Origin of the sequence: Paenibacillus lentus, assembly GCF_003931855.1 — a bacterium.
Taxonomy (GTDB): Bacteria; Bacillota; Bacilli; order Paenibacillales; family Paenibacillaceae; genus Fontibacillus; species Fontibacillus lentus.
On record NZ_CP034248.1, the window covers coordinates 3,858,907 to 3,875,222 of the forward strand.

General features: G+C 46.8%; 16 protein-coding genes. 4 read left to right on the plus strand and 12 right to left on the minus strand.

Annotation, left to right across the window (positions count from 1 at the left end; translation table 11 throughout):
- Positions 1-51 precede the first annotated feature (51 nt).
- The gene (locus tag EIM92_RS17360; protein ID WP_425464211.1) at positions 52-1,074 is read right to left on the minus strand and encodes a CobW family GTP-binding protein; all 1,023 of its coding nucleotides are present in this window, start codon (positions 1,072-1,074) and stop codon (positions 52-54) included.
- 160 nt (positions 1,075-1,234) lie between these two features.
- On the opposite strand from EIM92_RS17360, the gene EIM92_RS17365 reads away from it, so the two are divergent.
- The gene (locus EIM92_RS17365) at positions 1,235-1,747 is read left to right on the plus strand and encodes a MogA/MoaB family molybdenum cofactor biosynthesis protein (RefSeq protein WP_125083787.1); all 513 of its coding nucleotides are present in this window, start codon (positions 1,235-1,237) and stop codon (positions 1,745-1,747) included.
- Between the two features lie 237 nt (positions 1,748-1,984).
- Here the strand turns inward: EIM92_RS17365 and EIM92_RS17370 are convergent, their stop codons facing one another.
- From EIM92_RS17370 to EIM92_RS17415, 10 genes are all read right to left on the minus strand, one after another.
- On the minus strand, positions 1,985-3,013 hold the full coding sequence (locus EIM92_RS17370; protein WP_125083789.1) for an acrylyl-CoA reductase family protein: 1,029 nt from the start codon (positions 3,011-3,013) through the stop codon (positions 1,985-1,987).
- A gap of 103 nt (positions 3,014-3,116) precedes the next feature.
- A complete protein-coding gene (locus EIM92_RS17375) occupies positions 3,117-5,423 on the minus strand; it encodes a thiamine pyrophosphate-dependent enzyme (RefSeq protein ID WP_125083791.1) in 2,307 nt (768 codons plus the stop codon).
- An 89-nt stretch (positions 5,424-5,512) separates the two neighbouring features.
- A complete protein-coding gene (locus tag EIM92_RS17380) occupies positions 5,513-6,520 on the minus strand; it encodes a 2-oxoacid:acceptor oxidoreductase family protein (RefSeq protein WP_125083792.1) in 1,008 nt (335 codons plus the stop codon).
- 308 nt (positions 6,521-6,828) lie between these two features.
- Positions 6,829-8,283, minus strand: a complete 1,455-nt coding sequence (locus EIM92_RS17385; protein ID WP_125083794.1) for a nicotinate phosphoribosyltransferase — start codon at positions 8,281-8,283, stop codon at positions 6,829-6,831.
- A 59-nt stretch (positions 8,284-8,342) separates the two neighbouring features.
- Positions 8,343-8,885, minus strand: coding sequence for a cysteine hydrolase family protein (locus EIM92_RS17390; protein WP_125083796.1), 543 nt, complete (start codon positions 8,883-8,885; stop codon positions 8,343-8,345).
- 131 nt (positions 8,886-9,016) lie between these two features.
- Complete coding sequence (locus EIM92_RS17395) at positions 9,017-9,802, minus strand: NUDIX domain-containing protein (protein ID WP_125085258.1); 786 nt, start codon at positions 9,800-9,802, stop codon at positions 9,017-9,019.
- Between the two features lie 81 nt (positions 9,803-9,883).
- Positions 9,884-10,306, minus strand: a complete 423-nt coding sequence (locus EIM92_RS17400; protein ID WP_125083798.1) for a PaaI family thioesterase — start codon at positions 10,304-10,306, stop codon at positions 9,884-9,886.
- Between the two features lie 190 nt (positions 10,307-10,496).
- Entirely contained in the window at positions 10,497-10,931 is a 435-nt protein-coding gene (locus tag EIM92_RS17405; RefSeq protein WP_125085259.1) for a YlbF/YmcA family competence regulator, read from the minus strand.
- A 106-nt stretch (positions 10,932-11,037) separates the two neighbouring features.
- On the minus strand, positions 11,038-12,588 hold the full coding sequence (miaB, locus tag EIM92_RS17410; protein ID WP_125083800.1) for a tRNA (N6-isopentenyl adenosine(37)-C2)-methylthiotransferase MiaB: 1,551 nt from the start codon (positions 12,586-12,588) through the stop codon (positions 11,038-11,040).
- 224 nt (positions 12,589-12,812) lie between these two features.
- Positions 12,813-13,019 carry a DUF1657 domain-containing protein gene (locus tag EIM92_RS17415; protein ID WP_125083801.1) on the minus strand — a complete coding sequence of 69 codons (207 nt, stop codon included), beginning with the start codon at positions 13,017-13,019 and terminating at the stop codon, positions 12,813-12,815.
- Between the two features lie 174 nt (positions 13,020-13,193).
- On the opposite strand from EIM92_RS17415, the gene EIM92_RS17420 reads away from it, so the two are divergent.
- The 3 genes from EIM92_RS17420 to spoVAD are packed head-to-tail and all read left to right on the plus strand — an operon-like array spanning position 13,194 to position 15,571.
- Positions 13,194-14,054: a DUF421 domain-containing protein gene (locus tag EIM92_RS17420; protein WP_125083803.1), complete on the plus strand. Its 861-nt coding sequence runs from the start codon at positions 13,194-13,196 to the stop codon at positions 14,052-14,054.
- Between the two features lie 10 nt (positions 14,055-14,064).
- The gene (spoVAC, locus tag EIM92_RS17425; RefSeq protein ID WP_125083805.1) at positions 14,065-14,553 is read left to right on the plus strand and encodes a stage V sporulation protein AC; all 489 of its coding nucleotides are present in this window, start codon (positions 14,065-14,067) and stop codon (positions 14,551-14,553) included.
- Position 14,554: 1 nt separating this feature from the next.
- Positions 14,555-15,571 (plus strand): stage V sporulation protein AD, encoded by a 1,017-nt coding sequence (gene spoVAD, locus EIM92_RS17430; protein WP_125083806.1) that lies wholly within the window; start codon positions 14,555-14,557, stop codon positions 15,569-15,571.
- Between the two features lie 93 nt (positions 15,572-15,664).
- On the opposite strand, the gene pduL is transcribed toward spoVAD, so the two are convergent.
- Positions 15,665-16,237 carry a phosphate propanoyltransferase gene (gene pduL / locus EIM92_RS17435; RefSeq protein ID WP_125083808.1) on the minus strand — a complete coding sequence of 191 codons (573 nt, stop codon included), beginning with the start codon at positions 16,235-16,237 and terminating at the stop codon, positions 15,665-15,667.
- Between the last annotated feature and the right edge of the window lie 79 nt (positions 16,238-16,316).

Below are 16,316 nucleotides of genomic sequence, written 5' to 3' on the forward strand. Positions count from 1 at the left end.
CCAGGAAGACGATGATATGAAACATCGAAGTTGCTAAAATTGAACTGCTGATTAATGAGGGATTGCTTCAAGCTGGCGAAGCTGTTCGGCCAGTTTGTTCTTGTCAAAATGCTCACCTATAAATACCACGACATCCGGAACATTGCCTTTAGGAGCAATCTTTAAATAATCAGCCTCACGATAAGCATATTGGAACAAAAAACGACTGGACGTATCGGAAAAACTTAGCACCCCTTTTCCTCGGTAAACATCTCGTGGCAGGTCGGCAATGAACTTCTCAAACTGTTCACTATTCACCGGACCTTGAAAATAGTGGCTATACACGGTGACATGATCATGCGTCTCATTTACTCGATCGTGTCGGCAGCCTTGTTCTTGATCATTGTCGGTAGTTTCATGATTTTTATGGCTGCAGTCACACTCATGACCTTCATGATGATCATGATTCCGATGCAATGGATCATACATTGTAGTAAGGCGATCTAAATCCACATCACATTTCACCGCAGGCAGCAGGTCGGCGAATGGATTTAAATGTCGCAGCAGCGATTCAACCTCTGCCAGTTGCTTTCCTTGCAACCTGTCGATTTTATTAACGATTAAAATCGAGCCGCAACGGATCTGCTCCATCATAAGTCGATAAGTTTTCCCTTTCTGAGCTTCATGCAATTCTAGCAAATGAACCGAATCTACAACCGTAATCATCGGCTTGATATCGATTTTGGCTGTTAAAGACACCTCCGTTACAGCGTCTAGTATTTCCAACGGATTAGCTGCTCCAGTAGCCTCAATAACGATTACATCCGGACGCTCATTGTTTATTAATTCAAACATTTGCATGCTCAGGTCGCCCCGTACCGTACAACAAATACACCCGCCCAACATTTCAGTCATCGGAAGTTCATCGTCGACAAGGATACCGTCTAAATTAACATCACCAATTTCATTCATGATAATTGCAGGTTTAAGTCCCCCATCTTTCCAGTAGGATAACATCCGGTGCAGCAGTGTTGTCTTTCCGCTGCCGAGGAATCCGGATAATATGTAAATCGGCGTTGCTTTGGTCACATTCATTTCCGACATGTAAATACCTCCATTAAGCTGGCAATTCCTTATCCATGAGAGCGAGTTTACACCAAGCCCCTCTTGGATGCAACTTCTCTTTGAAGTATAAGTTCGAATAATTATGTTAAAATAGGATAAATTCATATTATAAAGGAAAGGAAACGATACGATGAGATCCGTAGAAGAACACCGTAATGAAGCACCCGACCACGTTTCCTGCATGATCGTAACCGTGTCTGATACCCGTACCGCCGAAAATGATACAAGCGGGAAACTGATTCGTCAGCTTTTAGAAGAAAACGGCTATAAAGTGATGAAATATACTATCATCAAAGATGATTATGACAGTATTCGCCAGCTTCTCCGAGAGGCAGCATCGGATCGCGGTATAGAAGCCGTTCTGCTCAGCGGGGGCACAGGAATTTCACCGCGGGATACAACTTATGAAGCCGTGCGCAGCTTGCTTAATAAAGAAATGCCCGGTTTCGGAGAAATTTTTCGTTACTTAAGCTTTACAGAGGATATCGGTTCGGCCGCAATATTAAGCCGAGCAATCGCTGGGACGATCAGCAATATGGCTGTGTTCTCCATGCCCGGCTCTCAGGGAGCTGTAAAGCTGGCCATGGAGCGAATCATCATTCCTGAGCTTAAGCATATCATGCGCGAGATTAACAAAAAGTGACTAATCGTGTAAAAATTTTATCAGCGCAAAGAAGTCAAGAGCCGGAAACAGCAGGATTCCGAGCTTGACTCGATATAGCTGATAAGTACCTGTGCATCCACAGTTCGGCATAATTAGCTCCAGGTTGTCAAAGGCATGACGGGGGCATACGAGCTATATACCTCGCTAATAACTTTTCGACTATGAAAAAAGGCAGCTGCTCAAAATAAGCAGTTGCCTTTTCCTGAATAAATTTATTTATCTGCGATTGCCCGATGATTTGTTCCTTCTAAGAGAAACAACCTGACGTCCAATCGCCTGACCACTTAACACGGTCGAAAATGCCTCTTCCAGCTGCTCCAGTTCATAAACCTTAATGCCGTCCTGTAACACCTGCTCCGGTTTCCACTCACATCCAAGCCGCTTCCATAATTCGAGCCGTTCTGCCCGTGGACAATACACGGAATCGATGCCAAGTAAATTGATGCCACGCAATATAAAAGGAAAAACCGAGGTGTCTAGCGCCACGCCTCCCGTTAGTCCGGATAAAGCAACCGATCCGCCGTAGTTCATTGTTTTCAAAATCTCCCCAGTGCCCGCTCCACCGACGGGGTCGACAACAGCTGACCACTGGCTTTTGCCGAGTGCTCCTTTGACCGAAGCAGAGGCAGCTTCCCGTGTAATCACTGAGGAAGCACCCCAACGGGTTAGCATAGCCTGAGCCTCTGCCTTTCCCGTGGAAGCAACGACCTCAAAGCCAAGCTTGCTCAAAATGTTTACGGCAATGCTTCCCACACCGCCTGTTGCCCCTCTAACAAGGACAGGCCCACTCTCGGGCTGGATACCGCTATGCATCAGCCGCTCTACCGATAAAGCGGCGGTAAAACCTGCTGTACCGATAGCCATACTCTCTTGAAGCGTTAAGCCTTCCGGCAGCTTGATAAGCCATTCTGCCGGAACGCGTGCGAACTCCGCATAGCCCCCATCGTGAGATACGCCTAATCCGTAGCCAGTACACAATACCTCATCACCAGCCTGGAACTCTGGACTCCGAGAAGCTACCACTCTCCCGGCTAAATCAATACCAAGAACCAAGGGATAGCTGCTGACTACTTTTCCCTTCGAGGTACTAGCGAGACCATCCTTATAATTTACACTAGAGTAGAACACCTCAATTGTAACGTCATTGTCCGGCAAATCATTTAAATTTAATGTATCGATGCCGCTTGAGAATCCGTCCTCATCCAGATGTACGCGAAATGCGCGAAATACATTCTCTACCTCCAAAATAGATAACCTCCTTCAACAGCAGTGAAGCTATGAATAGTACAGCTCCTATAGCTTAGCAAGCTTTAAGCACACCACATTACTAGGTTTATCCTAATCCCACTTATAAAAATGGATGCTCATGCTTAGCCAGCAATATTTGCCATCTACGATTGACTTCCCGCTCAAATTCGGCGAGCGCTTCACTGTTCTCAGGCTTAGTCAAGTGGCGAGTTTTGCCCATAGTCTTCAGCCAATCGACGAGCGGAACCCGCTTACCCTTTTCCTCCGGGTTGTACGTAATCGTCGTTTCTCCACGTTCGACCTCATAGAGTGGGAAGAAGCAGGAATTGACAGCTGCGTCTACAATATTCGTCCCCTCATCATCGGGACTGATCCAGTTAAGCGGACAAGCTATTAGTATTTTACCATAGACAAGTCCTTCATTCTGAGCGTACCATTGCGCTTTTGCCGCTTTTTTGACCAGATCCTGCGGATAAGCCTCGCTGCCCGTGAACACATAAGGGATGTTAGTTGCAGCCATAATTTGCGGTGTATCTTTATGATGGAATACTTTCCCCTTCTGTACCGAGCCGATATTCGAAGTTGATGTGCGATGTCCAAGCGGCGTCGAATAAGACAGCTGGGCCCCCGTATTCATATACCCTTCATTATCGTATTCAATAATAATCATCCGATGATTGCGAAGCGCAGCGCCGATCGCCGGTCCCATACCAATATCCATCCCGCCGTCACCGGTCACCATCACGAAAGTGAAGTCTTCTTGAAGTCCAAGGTGATCTAGCTCTCCGCGGCGTTTTCGCTCCCAGAACATCTCCACTACGCCGGATAAGGTCGCAGCGCCGTTTTGAAACAGGTTATGAATATAGGTTGCCTTATGCGAAGAATAAGGATAACCGGTGGTTACTACCATCGCACAGCCCGTATGGAACAGAGCGACGATATCGCCCTCAATCCCTTTAAAGAACAGCTCTAGCCCGGAGAAAATACCACATCCTGGACATGCACCATGACCTGGAGCAATCCGTTTAGGCTTCTTCGTCAATGAGCGGAGCGGCGGTATGCGGACACCAAGCTTGCCAGTTTCCTCATTTTGCGTCACCTTAATGAGCCCGGCTTTCAAATCTTCGAAGCGAAGCGGATTCAGCACCCGTTTAGGCGCCTTCTCAGGATCTCCCGGTGTATGTCCATAATAATCAAACGGAACCTCAACCTTCTGTTTTTTCGCTGCATCAATTGCAAGTGAGAATAAATGGTGGCCATCTTCTGCGTAAAACTCCTTGCCGCCCAAGCCATAAACGCGGCTTACGACCTGCGTTGTCTTATTTCCATACGTAAATAAGGCCGCTTTGATCTCGTTCGTCATATTGCCGCCATGAGCCCCGTAAGAGTCAGCGCGATCCCCCACCGTGATCGCCTTCACATTTTTAAGCACTTCAGCAATTTGCCGCTGTGGGAAGGGCCGAATCATATTCGGAGCAATCGAGCCCGCCTTAATGCCTTGATTTCTCAAGCTGTCCACAACGTCTTTGATAATTTCAGAGGCAGAGTTCATTAGGAAAACCGCAACCTCGGCATCCTCCATTCGATATAAATCCAGCATTTCATATTTTCTGCCCGTCAGCAGCTCATATTCGCCGGCAATGCGTTCAAACACTTTCTCTGCCCGGTACATGGCCTCGGACTGCTGGTAACAGTTGTTGATATAATCAGGCTCATTCATATATGGGCCTACCGTGATCGGATTATTACGATCTAGTGTATGCGGAAATCCTGCTGGCGGCTGTTCACCAACGAACTTCAATACATCCTCGCGGTTCGCGAACGTATGAACTCTTCGTTTCTGGTGCGAGGTAAAATACCCGTCTGAAGCAACAAGCACAGGTAATCTAACCTCAGGATCTTCAGCAAGCTTGATCGCCATGATGTTCATGTCGTACACCGCCTGCGGATCACGGCACATTAATATCGGCCATCCTGTATTCAGGGCAAAATACAAGTCCGAATGATCACCGTGAATATCCAGCGGACCGGAAACCGATCGGCATACCAGGTTCATAACCATCGGAAAGCGGGTTCCCGACTGAACCGGCATCTGCTCGAGCATATACATGTATCCGTTCGCGCTCGTAGCATTAAATACCCGCCCGCCAGCTGTAGATGCCCCGTAGCAAATTCCCGCAGAACTATGCTCACCATCCGAAGGGATTAGCTTGATGTCATGCTGGCCGTTCGCCTTCATCAAATCGAGAAATTGAGCAACCTCCGTGGACGGAGATATCGGGAAATATCCCATAATATGATAATTGATTTGATGGGCAGCATATGCCGCCATTTCATTACCTGACTCATATACTACGCGTTGCTCCACTTTAGCTGTGCCTTGCTCTTTTGCAATATCCATCGCCATAACGCATCCGCCTTTCTCTTCTATATTTAGGGGGTGTTGAACTCGCATTATTATGACTTCAACTATAACTTTATTGCCGACATTCCCGCTTATTGCAGGGCTAAATCAAACAGATGCGGAACGCGATTGGCTTCCGCGTAACCGTCTTCCTCCCGCTCCCCAGACAGTGCGTCCGTTGGGCAAGCATGAATACACTTCAAACAGCCCTTGCAATATTGATAATCAATTCCCTGCAAGAACATCTGTAAGCGGCCTTTTTTGTCAGGGAGTTCCTTCCATACGAAGCAATTATCAGGACAGACATTATCACATTGGGCACAATGAATGCAGGTATCTATATTAAAATGCGGCATCATCCCCGAACGCGATATGCTCAAATCCTTCAAAATACTGTTCCCCGGATTCGTCACAATCCCGCCAATCGGCTGAGTTTCATATCCAAGAACTGGTGTATCTGCACGTGTGAACGCAGGCATACTCATTCCTGCGGGCAGCGAAAAAGACTCAATGGTCACCTCTTGGTAGCCCCGCTCGAACGTAGCCAACGCCGGAGCAACCGATTGAGGATATTTTTTTTCTAGTGATTTACGGATAACGTCCTTCATGATCTGGGGATCCAGGAAAGGACATAAACGGAACATTGCTCCGAGCATGGCCATATTGACTCTGTTCTTCTCCTCAAGAGCAATACCGGTAGCATCAATAACAGCGATCGTTCCGCCAAGCAGCTTTAATTGCTCTTTCAGCTCCGCTGGTGTTTTACGAGAGTTAACAAGCACGGTGCTGTCTTCATAGATACCACTGATGACATTTACGGTCTTAGCAAGCGCTTCCTGAAATATCCCTACGATATGCGGCCGTTCCACGGGCGATGTATCCCGAATCGGCGTCTTGAGATCGCAAAAGCGAATATGCGCCTTCACGGGCGACCCCTTCTTCTCCGAACCGTACGAAGAAAAACTAACACCGTTCAGTCCGGCACCTTCGACTCCTGCTTCAGCCAGCATCTTTCCAGCTAGGTTCGCGCCGAGACCGCCAATCGATTCCAGCCGAATTTCAAAAAATCCTAACTCGTTCAACTTTGGTAATTGGACCATGCGTCTGGACTCCCTTCTTTCGCTTATGCGAGTTCATTAAAATGATTTTATAAACGGTTAAAACCTATAAAAAATGCCCTTCAACTCCGTCACATTAAACCGAGTCAAAAAACCCTCGATTAATTTTTCAATTTACCATATGTGAGGTGTGACGGATGTAACAAATGTCATATGGACAATTTTGGAGCTGATGTCGAATGAAGCAAGCAGTGACGCTAAATATAGCATTTTTTGCGCTTTCCCGAGAAATAAAAAAGACCGTTCCTACAGCTTTGGCTGAGAAACAGTCTTAAAATATACATATTGCATTAATCTTCTTGGTGACCTAAATAATCCTCGATCAGCTTTTGCTTCAATTCCCACGCTTCCTGACTCAGATTAACGCGATATTTTTCCGGGTTCAGCTTCCGTAAATATTCCGGCCAGAACATTTGCAGCTGTTCCTTATGATATTTCCGAATAGCATGAAGTGAAGGTAATTTGTAGACTAACTCCCCATTCACGTATATGGGCTGCAGCATCTCTATAGCCCTATAATTTTTCACAGACTTTTTAAGGTAAGGATGAACCGGATCAAATAAACGCAATTTACCTCCAGCTCTTGCCTGCTGCTCATGTGGGAAGCAAATGTAATCGGCAATCGCTTTGCCGCTCTCTATATCAACGATTCGCAATATATCTTTCTTGCCCGGAGTCGTTACTTTCTCTGGGTTGCCGGATATTTTGATCGTCGGCTCCATTTTTCCGTTGTATTCCCGTTCAACCAACTTGTACACGCCGCCTAAGGCCGGCTGATCAGCAGCCGTAATTAACTGAGTCCCGACTCCCCAAATATCGATCTTGGCCCCTTGAGCCTTGAGGTTAAATATCGTATTCTCATCAAGATCATTCGACGCCACGATTTTGACATAAGGAAGGCCGGCTTCATCCAGCATCTTGCGTGCTTGAATCGATAAATAAGCCAGATCACCGCTATCTAGGCGGATACTGCTTAACCTTTTTCCTTTACTCTCCAGCAGCCTCGCTGTTTTAATCGCATTCGGTACACCACTGTTGAGCGTATCAAACGTATCTACGAGCAAAGAAACTTGATCGGGCAATGCCTTGGCGAAGCGTTCAAAAGCCTCCATCTCCGAGTTAAAGCTCTGAACCCAAGAATGCGAATGTGTACCCTTCGTTGGTATGCCGAAGATTTCCCCCGCAAGCAAATTCGATGTCGCGTCAAACCCTGATAAATAGGCGGCACGCGCTCCCCATATGGCTGCATCCGCCTCTTGCGCACGGCGCGAGCCGAATTCAAGCAATACTTCATTCTCGGCTACTCTTTTCACACGGGAGGCTTTAGTCGCGATCAAGGTCTGAAAATTCATAAAATTAAGCAGCGCTGTCTCAATGAGTTGAGCTTCCATAATCGTTCCGTCTACCCGAACCAGCGGCTCATTCGGAAACACCAATGTCCCTTCCGGGACGGCTAGAAGATTGCCCTTAAAACGGAAGTTACGCAGCAACTCCAAAAAAGCAGGATCATACTTCTCTTCCTGTCTGCCTAAAAATTCGATTTCGCTATCCGTAAACCGCAAATGGGATATGTATTGCACGATTCGCTCCAAACCTGCAAACACAGCATAGCCATTGCCAAAGGGCAGCTTGCGAAAATAAGCCTCGAACACAGCCTTGCGCTCATGTGTACCGTTTACCCAATGGGCATAGATCATATTGATCTGATATTTATCCGTATGTAGCGCCAAACTCTCGCTTTGCATTTATCTTTCATCCTCTCTGGTGTCACAACAACTGTACAAATGCACAGCTTCGCTGAAGTTTATCGGCTATTTGTAACATTTGCCCCCAAAGTAGCCCGGAAATGTCCGAGTGCCCATGCATGGCCTTCCGGATTGAAGCTGGCAACGCCATCCTCGTAAATGGTAATGCTATAACCTTTATTATAGGCATCCACGGCCGTATGCAATACACAAATATCCGTACAAACGCCGACAATCGCTATTTCTTGAATTCCACGCTCACGTAATTTCTGCTCAAGATTCGTTCCGCAAAAAGCACTGTATCTCGTCTTGTCCATCCAATAAATCTCTTTATGATGCTGTTCATATACTTCCGCTAATTTACCGTATAATTCCCGGCCTTCCGTGTCGCGAATATTATGTGGTGGAAACAGCTTTGACTCCGGGTGCAGTGTATCTCCCTCTTCATGCAAATCCACCGCCATCACGACAAAGTCGCCGTTCTGCACATATTGCTTCGTAATTTTACAAATGGCCGATTCAAGTAAGATCGCCGGCTCCCCTACAGGCAACTTTCCATCTACAAAATCCTTCGTATAATCAACAACAAGCAATGCCTTCATCTAGCTTCACCCAGCCCTTCCTCTGTAATAATGCGACTATGAACATGGTATGAACAATGAAACAACAGCCTGACTGACAATTAACAACATGAATAACCACTCGAGAAAAACGGGTATTCAATAAAGCTGGATTAAGTATAAATAGATAGTCTCGGGGTGTAATCCGTAAATCGATACAGCTGAGCCGGACGCTGCGAATACTGATTAGACAGCATAGGGTTGCCATTCTCATCATGCACTTCTTCCAATATCCCTTGTCTACTGCGGGTAGACGTTATTTTACGGATAAAATTCAGCTCAGCGAAGTCGGGAACTACGGTTTGGATGACCTGATACAGCTCGCCAAGTGTAAAATGAGGCGGCAAAAACTGCTTTGCGATCGTAGTATGGAGCATTTGCTGCTGAATTCTTTTGTAGGCGTCCTCTAAAATTTCCCGATGATCAAACGCCAGTTGTAAGTCCTCCAGCGCCTCCTTCACCGTAAACAATCCAACTTCCTGAGCATCATCTGCGGACTGGCGCTTCTCTAGCACACATTCCTCTACAAGTGCAAAGAAGGCATGCGAGATAATCCATCCGCGCGGGTCGCGTCCCGGTTTACTATATACACCGAGATATTCCAAATGATGTCCATCTACTCCAGTCTCTTCCTTCAGCTCTCTGCGTGCTGTCTCATATAGGGACTCATCCTCTTGGGAGAATCCCCCCGGGAGTGCCCAAGCGCCGGCAAACGGCCAGCTTCTTCTGCGAATTAGCATCACTTTCAGATCAAACCTGGGAAGTGACTTAGTGGCCGCTTTTCTCTCCTGCTTGGCTAGTGTAAACATGACTATATCTGCAGGAATTCCGTCCGGTGTTCGGTATTTCTTAACATCGTTTTGATGCTGCCCCTGATCCTGTTCTTGTCCCATACTCATCATGAATCACCACATTAATTATATGATAACGTTGCACGATGGATCACTGTACAACATTCCCTTGTAATTCCAAATAACGTACTAGCTTTTCTGCGCAGCAGCATCCGTCTTAGCTTTCGGCAAACGGAATGTTGCTGTCGAGATACATCCCAGTATGCCTTCACTATTGTGAACCTCAGCACGTAAAGTCATCGTACGGAATGTTTCATGCAGCGGATAAGCAGTTACGATCAATTCGCCTTTGGTCATCGGACTGAGAAAATTCACATTCAAATGGGTTGTTACGCCCTCCCGTCCGCCCTTCGTGGCCGTTACGAGCGTTCCCATAGCCTGATCCATCATCGAAGACAATACGCCCCCATGGACAATACCCATGGAATTAAGATGTGATTCCGTAGCGGTGAGGCCGATTTCCACACGTTGACTGTCTGCCGATAACAGGCGGAGGCCAAGCATTCCCCAAAAAGTTTTCTCGCTGCGGGAAATAATATCCGTCCAATCCATTATCGTCCCCCCTATTCTGAACGGGCTCATTTACAGTAACCCTTCTAGATGTAGTATTTCTAAGATGTCATCATTCAAACAATCATACGCGTAATATTCATATTATGAACTAGCTTGAATCTTTGCCTGTTCTATTATATATCGTCAAAAAAAGTGCGAAGGGGAAGCCTCCGCACAGATTAATGATAACTTACTCACCATACCCTGAGGTCGGAGCGGGGTCGCTTCCGGACTCGACGTTTACCTTCTCCGATACCGTATCCCGAATTACCGAGATGACCAGCTGCAGCAAATAGTTAATATCGCTCTGGCTTTGTTGAAACTCGGTAACTACCGGTATCTCATCTAGTTCATCCTGAAGTTCATCAATCTCCCGCTCAATCTTGTCCACCATCGCTTGATTTTTAAAGCTTTCGAAGGCAACGATCTCCTTCTGCTTCTTCTTAATGGCGCTAATTAGCGTCTGTACTCTTTCATGCTTTTGTATCAGACGTTCTGCTTTTTGGAAATGCTGAACCTCATCGCTCGTACCAATCAACTCAGCGAGCTCTTTTGCTTTTTCCATAATATCTTCTCGAATAACGAGATCACGAGAATTGAATTTCGGTATTCCGCAATCCGTCATCTGGTTACGCTCTTGTCCCAAGGCTCTATCCTCCCCACCATAATCAAACCATGTATTATCGGCTGCTAGTGCTAATACCGTTAAATTTAATAATTAAGCTTATGAATTAAGCGGAGCTTACCGCCGTTGCTACAATATTCCCCTTGATATACCACGTCATTGGATCCGTAATTTCCACTTGAACGAAGCTGCCGATCAAATCCTTGCTCCCTTCGAAGTGGACCAGTTTGTTGCTTCGCGTCCGTCCGGACAAAACGTCCGAATTGTTCTTGCTCTCACCTTCCACGAGAACTTCAACAATCTTGCCTTCCATCAGGTCATTGCTCATTCGGCAGTGTTCATTAACGACCTCGTTCAAACGCTGCAAGCGCTCCTTCTTGACCTCCATCGGTACATCGTCTTCCATGACCGCAGCGGGTGTTCCTTCACGTGGTGAATAAATGAATGTGTAGGCGAAATCATAGCCTACTTCACGAACCAGTGACAGCGTATCCTGGAACTGCTCCTCGGTCTCCCCCGGGAACCCAACGATAATGTCTGTAGTCAAAACTACGTGAGGTATGGCTTTCTTAATTTTGCCAACCAGTTCCAAATAATGCTCTCTGGAATATTTACGGCTCATCCGCTTCAATATTTCCGTATTGCCGGATTGTACAGGTAGATGAATATGTTCTACCAAATTACCGCCCTTAGCTAACACTTCAATCAAAGCATCATCAAAATCACGTGGATGCGAAGTCGTAAATCGAACACGCGGAATGTCGATTTGCCGAATATCGTCCATTAAATTGGCAAATGTATAGTCGATGTCCGTAAAGTCTTTGCCATACGCGTTTACATTCTGTCCAAGAAGCGTAATTTCCTTGAATCCCTTGCGCGCTAATTCACGAACCTCTGCAATGACGTCTTCAGGACGGCGGCTCCGCTCCTTCCCTCGAGTAAACGGAACGATACAATAGGTGCAGAATTTATCACAGCCGTACATAATGTTGACCCAGGCCCGCATGCCTTCCCGCTTCTTCGGCAGGTTCTCGATGATGTCGCCTTCCTTGGACCACACCTCGACGACCATCTCTTTGCTGAATAAGGCTTCCTGGATTAAATATGGTAGACGGTGAATATTATGGGTGCCAAAAATCATGTCGACAAACCCGTGCTTCTGTAGAATCCGGTTTACGACACCTTCCTCTTGAGACATACAGCCGCAAACGCCGAGCAGTAAATCGGGATTTTCCGTCTTTAGCCCCTTCAAGTGGCCAAGCTCTCCAAATACTTTATCCTCGGCATTCTCCCGAATAGCGCAAGTGTTCAACAGAATGATGTTTGCTTCCTTACGTTCCTCCGTCGAAGTGTAGCCCATTTCCTCCAGCAGGCCCTTCATCGTCTCGGTATCGTGTTCATTCATCTGACATCCGTACGTATAAATAATGTATTTCTTACCGTTACCAATGCCCTTCAACTCCTCAGGCACAGCGGTATCATACAGCACTTGAATATCCTCTTTCCCGCGCTGCTTCTCTTTGCGGTGATCCGGTTCCGAAAGAATTTGAATATCCCGACCACGAATTCTGATCTTCTTACCACGCTCGTCCTCGGAAATGACTTTAGCGTCCGAGAAGTCAAAATACTTGGCGTAATCCTTCGTTTCCTTAGCCATAATGTTTGGCCCACTCCTTTAATCAATCTATCGCTAAAAACTCAACGTCCTCATTCTCATGAGATTTTAAAAAATGCATTACACTAAATTATAACATGGTTCTAAATTGATATCTAGACGAGATCGGCTACTTCACGAGATTCAGAAAACGGCATTGAAGTATATAAAAAAGCCCGTTCTCAGGAACGGGCTTAACTGATGCTTGTTAGCGAAATACAGCAAAATTAGAATCCTTTGTATTGCGGCTCTTCATTCTCCAATTGTTGGACTCTCGTTTGTACTTGATCAACAATTTGCTGCGTTTGCTGCGCTGCGGTTGTAAATAAGTTTTTTGCATCCTGGTTCTGCGTGCCCAAGGCGAATTGCTCCAGATTGGCTTGAGCGCTTTTTAACGAAGCCAGTGTTGTTTTCACTTGAGCTGCTACGGTCATTTTTAATTCACCACCTTAGCTAATAACTTGCTTTGCGCCATCATAATTTCACCCATCCTGCATAAATCATACCTCTTTCATTCGTTCCAAATTTTGCGGTATTAAAAAAACCTGTTTCTGCGCATAATTGGGTTACCAGAGTTTGTCTAAGAGGTAGTGAAAGGAGCATCGATCATGCCACTATGGTTAGAGATTGTCGTCCGTACCCTAGTATCTGTTGTCGTACTTTTTTTTCTGACTCGGATGCTTGGCAAAAGGCAGGTTTCCCAGTTGTCCTTGTTTGAGTATATTACCGGGATTACGATCGGGAGTATTGCCGCCTATATTTCTCTAGATGTCGATACCGACTGGTACTTAGGTATTATCGCATTAGTCGTATGGGTGCTTGTTTCCTACGGAATTGAAGTACTGCAGTTAAAAAGCAAACGCGCGAGAGCCTGGATTGATAGCAAATCGACCGTGCTCATCAAGGATGGAAAAATCCTAGAGGATAACCTGAAAAAGGAAAAACTAACAAACGAAGAGCTGCTAGAGCAGCTGCGCAAAAAAAATGTGTTTAAGGCGGCTGAAGTGGAATTTGCCGTCATCGAGCCCAGCGGTGAGGTTAATGTGTTGCTCAAGAGTGAATATCAGCCGATAACCCCTTCCCACCTGGGCATCAAAGTAGCTCCTGAGCCGGAGTCCCAAGCCGTGATCCTCGATGGGCGAGTAATGGATGAGCCGCTTTCAACGCTCGGATTAAACCGGGCCTGGCTGGATACTGAGCTGGAAAAATTAGGAGTATCGATCGACAACGTGTTTTTGGGGCAAGTCGATGGCTATGGCCAGTTATACGTCGACCTATATGATGACCAACTGCAGGTGCCTGAGCCTCAGGAAAAGGCATCATTACTCGCTCAACTGAAGAAATGTGAAGCCGACCTGGAAATGTTCGCACTCTCTACAGAAAATACGGAGGCTAAACAGATGTATACTGACTGCTCAAATCAGTTAATCCAGGTTATTCATGATGTAAGGCCGATACTGTCTCAATAGGAGGAACAGAATGAGCAGTCAAAATAAAAAAATGACACCGGTGCAGCAAAAATATCAGAAACTCGCACAAACGAAAGAACCGAAACGCCCTGTATGGAGCAATTGTCTGCGGGCCTTTATCGTAGGCGGGGGAATATGTCTGCTCGGCGAGTGTATACGTCAAGCTTTTATGAAATATGGCGGCTTCGATGAAAAGTCTGCCTCCAACCCGACAGTAGCCATCCTCATCCTGATCGCTGTCATTCTCACCTCATTAGGGGTATATGACAAAATTGCCCAATGGGCTGGCGCAGGCTCCGCCGTTCCCGTTACCGGGTTCGCAAACTCGATGGCATCCTCGGCTATAGAGCATCGAAGTGAAGGTCTCGTGCTAGGGGTAGGTGCAGGAATGTTCCAACTGGCCGGCTCCGTAGTCGTATTTGGAACCGTCGCCGCTTTTGTCATCGGCGTCATCTATGCCTTGTTTGTACCAGGCTATATAGGAGGAGGAGGTTCGTGAAATGCTCAAAGGCCACCAGAGCTGGATATTTGAGAACAAACCGAAAATCATTAGCAAAGCAACCATCGTTGGCCCGTTTGAAGGTCAAGGGCCATTGGCCAAAGACTTTGATATCATTCATGCAGACCTCTATTTGGGACAAGAAAGCTGGGAGAAAGCCGAGAAAACGCTCATTGAAGAGTCATCCAGTTTAGCGATTGAAAAAGCCGGATTAACCAAAGATCAGGTACAATTTTATTTCGGCGGCGACCTAATGAATCAAATCATTAGCAGCAGCTTTGCTGCCAGAACCCTCAGCATTCCTTATCTGGGCTTGTTCGGCGCCTGCTCCACATCCATGGAGAGCCTCGCCCTGGCTGCCTTTATTGTCAATCATGGAGGCGCTAAATACGCGCTTGCTGGAACCTGCAGCCACAATGCCAGTGCAGAGAAGCAGTTCAGGTACCCGACCGAATACGGATCTCAGAAGCCTCCAACCGCCCAATATACGGTAACCGGGTCAGGAGCGGTCATCGTGTCCCCTGAAGGAGACGGCCCTGCTGTCACTTCAGCCACGATTGGGCGAGTCATCGATATGGGCATAAGCGATCCGTTCAACATGGGCGCTGCCATGGCCCCAGCGGCTGTAGACACGATGCAAGCCCACTTTCGCGACATGGGCATTGAACCGTCGTATTATGATCTGATCGTTACCGGCGATCTCTCCAGAGTGGGCTATGAAATTGCCAAGGAATTACTGAGGCAGCACCGCATCCCAATGGAAGGTACGATTTATAAGGATTGCGGGATGATGATCTATGATTACACCAAGCAGCAGGTACAAGCCGGAGCAAGCGGCTGCGGCTGCTCGGCCGTCGTCACCTATGGACATTTACTGAACCAAATGCAGCGTGGCGAGCTCAATAAAATTCTAGTCGTCGCAACAGGAGCCCTTCTTTCCCCTCTGTCCTACCAGCAGGGCGAGACGATTCCTTGCATCGCTCATGCGGTAGCGATCGAGAATGCTTCCGCACCGTAAATAAAGAATCATCTCCACAAACTTACAAATGAAAACGGGCTGCCCCCCGGAATTTGATCGGGGGATAACCCGTTATTTGGTCATATTATGGAACTAGTCAATGATCTCAGCCGTATCGCCATTACTGGCTCCCGCTGCGTTTGCTTCATCCGTATCGATATGCATGTCCAGTGCAAAGGAATCAGAGACTCGTGCGATGACGTTCTCCAGTACTAGACCGCGCTCGCCACTCAGGCGAACCTTCAGCATTTGCTTGTCTTTAATGCCCCATTTCTCAGCATCGGAGGTATGGAAGTGAATATGACGAGCCGCAACGATAACCCCTTCATTCAATTCCACTTCGCCAGCTGGGCCCTTAATCTTAACGCCCGGCGTACCTTCAGTATTTCCAGATTCTCGAACTGGCGCTTTTACACCGATCGCAAAAGAATCCGTACGGGAAATTTCAAGTTGTGAAGCAGGACGTGCAGGTCCTAAAATACGCACTTTGTCAAATTGACCTTTCGGACCGATAACAGCCACAGTTTCATTTGCTGCGAATTGTCCAGGTTGGGACAACGGCTTAAATTCGGTAAGCTGATAGCCTTGTCCAAACAAAGCCTCAATATGTTCTTGGGTCAAATGAATATGACGCGCTGATACGCCGACTGGCACTGTTTTGCTCATTTTGCAAACACTCCTCAGTTTTTTCTCTATGTCGATGAGATTTTTCACATCGTTACCCAATTATACACCTAATTCAAAC